Source organism: Bifidobacterium jacchi (assembly GCF_009078285.1).
GTDB classification, from domain to species: Bacteria; Actinomycetota; Actinomycetes; order Actinomycetales; family Bifidobacteriaceae; genus Bifidobacterium; species Bifidobacterium jacchi.
Genome location: NZ_RQSP01000018.1, coordinates 42060 through 50899 on the forward strand (window position 1 = coordinate 42060; position 8840 = coordinate 50899).

Annotated in this window: 4 protein-coding genes and 2 pseudogenes; 1 reads left to right on the forward strand and 5 read right to left on the reverse strand. The window is 62.6% G+C overall.

Annotated features, from left to right (window positions below; genetic code table 11):
- Positions 1-15 precede the first annotated feature (15 nt).
- The 5 genes and pseudogenes from pyrF to efp all read right to left on the reverse strand — a co-directional run.
- Positions 16-927 (reverse strand): annotated as a pseudogene (gene pyrF / locus EHS19_RS11370) (orotidine-5'-phosphate decarboxylase); the annotation flags it as partial.
- The gene (carB, locus tag EHS19_RS06170) at positions 927-4310 is read right to left on the reverse strand and encodes a carbamoyl-phosphate synthase large subunit (RefSeq protein ID WP_151916910.1); all 3384 of its coding nucleotides are present in this window, start codon (positions 4308-4310) and stop codon (positions 927-929) included. The gene carB and the pseudogene pyrF, both read right to left, overlap by 1 nt.
- Positions 4303-5541: a glutamine-hydrolyzing carbamoyl-phosphate synthase small subunit gene (carA, locus tag EHS19_RS06175; RefSeq protein ID WP_151916911.1), complete on the reverse strand. Its 1239-nt coding sequence runs from the start codon at positions 5539-5541 to the stop codon at positions 4303-4305. The genes carB and carA overlap by 8 nt, the downstream gene beginning before the upstream one ends.
- 443 nt (positions 5542-5984) lie before the next feature.
- Positions 5985-6374 (reverse strand): annotated as a pseudogene (gene nusB, locus EHS19_RS11740) (transcription antitermination factor NusB); the annotation flags it as partial.
- Positions 6375-6387: 13 nt separating this feature from the next.
- On the reverse strand, positions 6388-6951 hold the full coding sequence (efp, locus tag EHS19_RS06185; RefSeq protein WP_151916913.1) for an elongation factor P: 564 nt from the start codon (positions 6949-6951) through the stop codon (positions 6388-6390).
- Positions 6952-7257: 306 nt separating this feature from the next.
- Here efp and EHS19_RS06190 point away from each other — a divergent pair, with 306 nt between their 5' ends.
- Complete coding sequence (locus EHS19_RS06190) at positions 7258-8178, forward strand: MurR/RpiR family transcriptional regulator (RefSeq protein ID WP_151916914.1); 921 nt, start codon at positions 7258-7260, stop codon at positions 8176-8178.
- The last annotated feature ends 662 nt before the right edge of the window (positions 8179-8840 follow it).

Below are 8840 nucleotides of genomic sequence, written 5' to 3' on the forward strand. Positions count from 1 at the left end.
ATTGTCGGCTTCGGCGGCACCTTCCTTGGTCGCTTCGATGAGTGCCTGGCGCACGTCAAGGGCGATGGCTTCGGTGGCCTGGGAGAGGGCGGTGATGTCGGGGCCGTGGGAGGCGATGAAACGGGAGACTGTCACGAGTACGTTGCCTTTGGTTCCTTTGAAGACGGTTTTGAGATCCTTGGCTTCGGCACCTTGCCAGCCGTATCCCGGGGAGAGGATGGGGCCGGTGAATTTGGAGGGGTCGATGCCGCTGGCGATCATCCATTGGCCGATGGTGGCGCCGATGATGAGGCCGACCGATCCCATGCCTTCGATGCCCTGATTGAATTTCTGGGCGGTGGACGCAATGCCGTAGGCGACGGTTTCGCCCTTGTATTCGCCGCTTTGACGAATGGCTGTCTGGAGGCTGCGCCCTTCGGGGTTGGAGGTGAGGGATGCGACGAAGACACCGCGACCGTTGTCGAGCGCTTCGTTGATGAGCCCGCCGAGGGAGCGTGCACCATAGTAGGGCAGCAGGGTGATCGCATCGGCAAGCATGGGTGCGCCCGGCTTGAAGTAGGCGTCGGCGATGGAGGAGATGGTGGTGGACAGGCCGCCGTGCAGGCAGTCCACGATGGTGATGATGCCCATTTGGCGTGCCGCATAGAGCACTCGTTCGAGCGCGGCGAATCCTTTGGACCCGTAGCGCTCGAACATGGGCGTCTGGAATTTGACGGCTGCCGCCCGGCCGTTGGTGGCCTGGAGCATGCGCATGGAGAACAGCTCGGCGCCTTCGGCGTCGACGTTGTAGCCCCAGTCAGCGAGAAGCTTTCGGTGCGGGTCGATGCCGACGCATAACGGCCCGTATTTTGCCATTGAATTACTCAGGCGCAGACCGAAGTCCGAACGCTGGGCGAGCATTTCCTCACTGCTGGGTGCTGTAGTCATCACATGTCCCGTCTCTCTAGGTCAAACAGCTGTTTGGAATGATCTTGGATGCTCATGATCTGGTAGTCGTTGTTTTTCACGGCTTCGATGGCCATGAGCACGGCTTGGAATTCGGTCATCGTCGTGAACTGGGGAATGTCAGCGGCGATGGCTGCGGCACGGATGGAATATCCGTCGGATCGCGAACCACGTGAGTTCGGCGTGTTGAGAATAAGATCGATCGCACCGTCTTCGATGAGCTCGACGACGTTCTTGCCGATGCTGCCTTCGGCATGGTTGACGATGACCGGCGCTTCGGGATCGGTGTCGATGCGGGTGTTGATCTTGTCGACGATCTTGGAGTCGATGCCGTAGCGACGCAGCACGGATGCGGTGCCTTCGGTCGCCCAGATCGTGAATCCAAGTTCGACAAGGCGGACGGCCACCATCGGCAGCTGGCGCTTGTCGGTGTCGTTGACGGAGATGAACACGTTGCCGCCGGTGGGCAGTCCGCCGTCGTATGCGGCGAGCTGGCTCTTGGCGAAGGCGTGCGGGAAGTCGCGGTCGAATCCCATGACTTCGCCGGTGGAACGCATCTCGGGACCGAGCAGCACGTCGACGCTCTTGCCGACCGGGGTGCGGAAACGCTTGAACGGCAGCACGGATTCCTTGACGGCGACCTGCTGGCCACGGTGAATGATACCGCCATCGCCCTTGGGCAGCAGCAGCCCGTTGGCGCGCTGATCGGCGATGGACTCCCCCGCCATGATGCGCGCCGCGGCCTTGGCAAGCGCCACGCCGGTCGCCTTGGAGGCGAACGGCACGGTGCGCGAGGCGCGCGGATTGGCTTCGATCACGTACAGTGTGTTGGCCATGAAGGCGTACTGCACGTTGATGAGTCCCTTCACGCCGCATCCCTTGGCGATGGCGTAGGTGCCCTCGCGAAGGCGACGGATCTGATCGTCGGACAGCGTGGACGGCGGCAGCGTGCAGGCAGCGTCGCCGGAGTGCACGCCGGCCTCTTCGACATGTTCCATGATGCCGCCGATGTAGAGCTCTTCGCCGTCGAACAGGGCGTCGACGTCGATCTCGATGGCATCCTGAAGGAACTTGTCGATGAGCAGCGGGGAGGGCAGACGGCCGGAGACGACCGTGTCGGCCTTGGCCTCGTCGAGCGCGCGGTTGACGTACTTGACGAGCTGGGCATCGTCGTAGACGATCTCCATGCCGCGGCCGCCGAGCACGTAGCTGGGGCGCACGAGCACCGGGTATCCGATGTTGTGGGCGGCTTCGCGCGCCCCGTCGAGGCTCAGCGCGGTGCCGTAGCGCGGCGCGTTCATATGCGCCTTCTTGAGGACCTCGCCGAACAGCTCGCGGTTTTCGGCCAGATCGATGGATTCCGGCGTGGTTCCGAGGATCGGCACACCTGCGGCCTTGAGACGTGCGGCCAGCGACAGCGGCGTCTGGCCGCCGAGCTGCACGATGACGCCCTTGACCGGTCCCATCTTCTTCTCGGCCTCGTAGATCTCGAGCACGTCCTCGAAGGTGAGCGGCTCGAAGTAGAGGCGGTCGGACATGTCGTAGTCGGTGGACACAGTCTCGGGGTTGCAGTTGACCATGATCGTGTCGTAGTTCTTGCCGAGCTCCTGCACCGCGTGCACGCAGGTGTAGTCGAACTCGATGCCCTGGCCGATGCGGTTGGGGCCGGAGCCGAGGATGATCACCGCCTCACGCTGACGCGGGCGCAGCTCGCTTTCGTCGGCGTAGCAGCTGTAGTAGTACGGCGTGACCGCGTCGAACTCGGCGGCGCAGGTATCGACGGTCTTGTAGACCGGTCGCAGGCCGTATGTCCAGCGCAGTTCGCGGACCGTGTTCTCGCCTTCGTCGCCAAGGCCACGCAGATGCGCGATCTGCACGTCGGACAGGCCGGCGCGCTTGGCCTTGCGCAGCAGGCGCTTGGTCAGCGCTTCGGCATCGCGGACCTCAAGCGCGGTCGCGTTGATGAGTGACAGCTGGCGGATGAACCACGGGTCGATCTTCGTGGCGTCGAAGATCTGCTGTTCGGTGGCGCCTCCCCACAGCGCGCGCTGGATCTCAAGATAGCGATGCTCGGTCGGCACGTGAATGGCCTTGAGCAGCTCGGCAACCTCGGCGGCATCGGGCTTGTCGCCATCCCAACTGAAGCCCATGTGACGCTTGTCGATGGAACGCATGGCCTTGCCGAGCGATTCCTGGAAGTTGCCGCCCAGCGCCATCGCCTCGCCGACGGACTTCATGGAGGTGGTCAGCGTCGGATCGGCGCCCGGGAACTTCTCGAATGCGAAGCGCGGCACCTTGGTCACCACATAGTCGATGGTCGGCTCGAACGAGGCCGGCGTGGACTGGGTGATGTCGTTGCGGATCTCGTCGAGCGTGTATCCGAGGGCCAGTTTGGTGGCGATCTTGGCGATCGGGAAGCCGGTGGCCTTGGATGCCAGCGCCGAGGAGCGCGACACGCGCGGGTTCATTTCGATGACGATGATGCGGCCGGTCTCGGGGTGCACGGCGAACTGGATGTTGCAGCCGCCGGTGTCGACGCCGACGCCGCGAATGATCGCGATGCCGATGTCGCGCAGCTTCTGGTATTCGCGATCGGTGAGGGTGAAGCAGGGCGCCACGGTGATCGAATCGCCGGTGTGCACGCCGACCGGATCGACGTTTTCGATCGGGCAGACGACCACGACGTTGTCGTTGCGATCGCGCATCAGCTCGAGCTCGAATTCCTTCCAGCCTTCGATGCCCTCCTCGATGAGCACCTCATCGGTCGGAGAATAGTGGATGCCGGCGCCAGCGATGCGGTGCAGCTCCTCCTCGTTATGCGCGATGCCGGAGCCGAGACCGCCCATTGTGAAGCTCGGACGGACGACCAGCGGGTAGCCGAGCTCCTCGGCGATGCGATCGCATTCGCGAAGCGTGTGCGCAATGCGGGATCGCGCCGATTCGGCACCGGCCTGTTCGACGACCTTCTTGAACAGCTCGCGATCCTCACCGCGGTCGATCGCGTCGAGGGATGCGCCGATCAGTTCGACGTTGTACTTCTTGAGCACGCCGGCCTCGCCGAGCGCCATCGCGGCGTTGAGCGCGGTCTGACCGCCGAGGGTGGGCAGCAGCGCGTCCGGGCGCTCCTTGGCGATGATCTGCTCAAGGATCGGCGTGGCGATCGGCTCGATGTAGGTGGCATCCGCCATTTCCGGGTCGGTCATGATGGTGGCCGGGTTGGAATTGACGAGAATGACGCGAATGCCCTCCTCGCGCAGCACGCGGCATGCCTGGGTGCCCGAGTAGTCGAACTCGGCTGCCTGGCCGATGACGATCGGGCCGGAGCCGATGACCATCACCGATTTGATGTCCGTACGCTTAGGCATTGCGATGTTCCTCCTTGGCGTTCTCTGCGGCGTTCTTTGCCGTCTTCATCAGATCCACGAATCGATCGAACAGGTATGCGGCATCATGCGGACCTGCGGCCGCCTCCGGATGGTACTGGACCGAGAACGCGGGAATGTCGATGCACTGAAGACCTTCGACCACATTGTCGTTGAGATCGATGTGCGAGACGAACACGCGCCCGTAACGGCCGTTGTCGTACGGGGATGCCACCGGATCGCCGAGTGGGGCGTCGACGGCGAATCCGTGATTGTGCGCGGTGACCTCGACCTTGCCGGTGGTGACGTCCTTGACCGGCTGGTTGATGCCACGGTGGCCGAACTTGAGCTTGTAGGTGCCGAACCCGAGCGCGCGGCCGAGCAGCTGGTTGCCGAAGCAGATGCCGAAGAACGGGTAGCCGGCGTCGAGCACGCGACGCAGCAGTTCGACCTCGGGGTCGGCCTGTTCGGGGTCGCCCGGGCCGTTGGAGAAGAACACGCCATCCGGGTTGAGGGCGACAAGCTCCTCGAACGTGATGGTGGACGGCACGACGTGCACACGACACCCTCGCTCCGCCATGCGGTGCGGGGTCATGGCCTTGATGCCGAGATCAACCGCCGCGACGGTGAACAGCGGCGCTTGCCCCTCGAAGCGGCCGCACGGCTCGATGGTGTAGGCATTCTTGGTGCTGACCTCGTCGTAGAGGCTCAGGCCCTTCATCTGCGGCGTCGCCTTGACATCGGCGAGCATGGATTCGATGCTGCGCGGGCGGCCGTCCGCGCCGACGAGCTCGTCGCCGGAGAAGATCGCCGCGCGCATCACACCCGCGGAACGCAGGTGACGAACCAGCTTGCGCGTGTCGATATGGCTGATGCCGACGATGCCTTCGCGCTTCAGATCGTCGTCGAGGCTTCCGGTCGCCCTCCAGTTGCTCACCACGGGGCTGGGATCTCGAACGACGTAGCCGGCGACCCAGATGCGAGAGGATTCAGGATCCTCGTCATTGATTCCGGTGTCTCCGATGTGCGGGAACGTCTGCACCACGATCTGTCGATCGTAGCTGGGATCGGTCAGCGTCTCCTGATAACCGGTCATGCCGGTCGCAAACACGATCTCACCGCAGGTCTTCCCGATCGCACCATAGGGCTCTCCCACATACACCTGCCCGTCCTCAAGAACAAGAACGGCATCATCAGGGGAGAAACTCACGGCTTCGGAATCAAACTGGTTCACCAAAACCCCCTCAATCACTCGGGATATCACTCAGGATTCTCGTACCAACCCTAACGTTCGGCGGGGACTCTGGCCGACCGCCGAACATGCATTGGGTCGGTTGTTTTTCAGTTATTCGAGACGGACTCGCCGTGCGTCTCGCCATCGGCGGACTCGTCATCGACGGACTCGTCATCGACGTTCGCCGCATCGGCGGAGGCATCCGCCTCGGATGTGCCGCTCACTGCCGCGGATTCGTCATCGACAGATTCTTCATTCGCGGACTCGGCTGCCGCGGATTCCACAGCATCAGCATCGGCAGCATCGGAATCAGCCGCAGCAGAATCAGCCGCAGCAGCATCGGAATCAGCCGCAGCAGTATCGGCGATCTCGGATTCCGCCAGCGCGGACTGCCGCGCAAGCTGCTCGGCCGCCTCCTGCTCCGACTGCCGCTGCTGAATGCCTGCGCACACCGCGCTCAGCAGACCGTGGATGAACGCGGGCGCGTCGTCGTCGCACAGGGTCTTTGCCAGACCAAGCGCCTCGTCGATGGCAACCTTGTCGGGCACCTCCGGGTTGTACATGATCTCCCAGGCGGCGATGCGCAGAATGTTGCGATCGACGACGGCCATGCGACGGACCTTCCACCCGGTTGAATACTCGTTGAGCGTGGCATCGATGTCTCTCAGATGGTCCGCCACGCCGCGCACGATTTCGATGGCGTAGTCCGGAAGAGGCGACTGCACGCCCGGTACGGCGATGCGCTCATCAAGAAGGGACAGGATATCCTGTCCCTTCTCATCCGCCTCATACAACGTGTTCAGAGCCCTTTTGCGGGCGGTTGAACGTGCCATGAGGGCGGCTCTCTCAGTTCTCGCGGCCCAGGTAGGAACCGTCGCGGGTATCGACCTTGACCTTCTCGCCCTCGCCGACGAACAGCGGGACCTGGATCTCGGCACCGGTCTCGACGGTGGCGGGCTTGGTGCCGGCGTTGGAGCGGTTGCCCTGCAGGCCGGGCTCGGTGTGGGTGATCGTCAGCACGACGGAAGCCGGCAGTTCGACGGACAGCGGGGTGCCGTCGTGGAACGAGACGACGCAGTCGGTGCCCTCGAGCAGGAACTTGGCCTGATCGCCGACCAGCGCCTTGGGGATGTAGATCTGATCGTAGGTGGTCATGTCCATGAAGACGAAGTTGTCGCCGTCCTCGTAGGAGTACTGCAGGTTGCGGTTGTCAACGGTCTCGAAATCGATCTTCATGCCCGCGTTGAACGTCTTGTCCACGATCTTGCCGGACAGCACGTTCTTGATGGTGGTGCGCACGAAGGCGGGACCCTTGCCCGGCTTGACGTGCTGGAACTTGATGACGGTCCACAGCTGGCCGTCGATGTTCAGAACCGATCCGTTCTTGATGTCATTGGTAGTCTGTGCCACGGTAAATCACCTTTTCATATCTTGAAAGCGGCATAGCTCAAAAATAGCCTTGGTTATTATGCCATACCCTCCATACAGCGCCAACGCGGCGTTCGGGAGCCGGTCATCGACCGGTCCGCGGGCAATCGGTCGCCGCTCGACGGGCAGTAGCGGACAGCCGACAACCAATCGGCGGATGATCACCAGCGACCCGACAAACGCAAGTGTTCAGTGCGAGTTCACCCGTCCGACAACTATCCGCGAGCGGCCGTACGGCGTTTTCCGATAGGCTGTGTCACGGATAGTGAAAGGCACAAGGGAGACGGCATGCAAACCTCGGTAGGCATACGTGAGCGCATCGACCACGTGTACCCTTCGCTGCGCCCGGCGGAACGATCCGTCGCGCAGTACGTGCGCGATCACCTTGACGAATCGGCGGCGCTGACGGTTGGTCAGCTGGCCGAGAAGGCCGAGGTGAGCCAGCCCACGGTCATCCGCTTCGCCCGAAAACTGGGTTTCGGCGGCTACCGCGAGCTGCGATATGTGCTCCGTCATCCACAGTCCGAAAAACGCATGACGTTCGATCCGCTGGAGGGTTTCGATCTCAATCCCTGGGATGGAGTGGAGACGGTTCCGGCGAAGGCCGTCAACGGCGCGAAGTCGCTGCTCGACGATCTTGCCAGCGCACTCGATCAGGGCGCGCTGCGCAGAGCGGTCACCATGATCGCCGAAGCCAAAACAATCGACATCCTCGGCGTCGAAAACTCGCTTGTGCCGGCGACCGATCTGTTCACCAAGCTCAGCTACCTCGGCCTGACTTGCAGGCTGAACGCCGACGCCTACCTGCAGCAGATCGGCACCGGTCATCTCACGCAAGACGACGTGGCGGTGGCCTTCTCCTATTCCGGTTCGTCCGCCGATACCGTCAAGGCCCTGCGTCTGGCGAAGGCGCAGGGCGCACATACGGTGGCGGTGACCAACTCGCTCGGCGCGCCCATCGAGAACTGGGCGGACGTGTCGCTGCACACCGGGCACAGCAAACGCACCATCTACGGCAATGCGATCTTCTCGCGGGTGGCGCAGGCCACGCTGGTGGACATGCTGTACATGGGCGTGATTCTCAGCGACTATGGACGATTCTCGACCGAGCTTGACCGGTCGGGCAAGATCATCGCGGATCGCGAATTCGTCTCCAAGACCAGCCGCGCCAAGTCCGGCCGCGCCAAGTCCGGCCGCGCCAAGTCGTGACATTCCCTCAGCATCCTCAGCATCCTCAGCATCCTCGTCACCCCACGGCGCAAGCGACACTAGCGCAAAGCACCCCAGCGCACCCAGCGCATGTGACCTTAGCGCAAGCGAGCCCCTAGCAAGCACACCCTCCAGCGCACACCCTCAGCGCAAGTGACTGTAGCGTAAGCACCCGAGCCCAGTCCCCAGCGCAAGGATTTCTCGGGAAAAACGGCTACTTCGTAAAATACTTGCGCCCTGAAATGCGTTGCGTCCCACCGGTCTGTGGGTCTGTGGGTGTTTTGTGAGACGGAACGTAGAATCTACCGGTTATTGCGTTTCGTCCCACTGATTTTGGGACGGAACGCGATTGGCCGTTGTTTTTTCGTCGCGTCCCACTGGCTGGTGGATGTTTTGTGGGACGGAATGCGATTGACTGCTGTTTTCGCGTTGCGTCCCACTCGTGCGCGGCGCTCAACAGGTACGGGCTTTGCACTGGCGTTCATGTTCCGCTGTGTTCCAACGTTTTTGCCTGAATACTGTCTGAATGTTCGCTGTGACGGTGGGCAAGCCGTGGGACGGAACGTGGAATAGGCCCTGAAATGCATTGCGTCCCACTGTTCTGTGGGTGTTTTGTGGGACGGAACGTAGAATCTGCCGGTTATTGCGTTTCGTCCCACTGA

Bases quoted from the DNA above. Each gene is read 5' to 3' on its own strand.
- carB (WP_151916910.1), bottom strand. From the start codon at position 4,310: ATGCCTAAGCGTACGGACATCAAATCGGTGATGGTCATCGGCTCCGGC.
- EHS19_RS06190 (WP_151916914.1), top strand. From the start codon at position 7,258: ATGCAAACCTCGGTAGGCATACGTGAGCGCATCGACCACGTGTACCCT.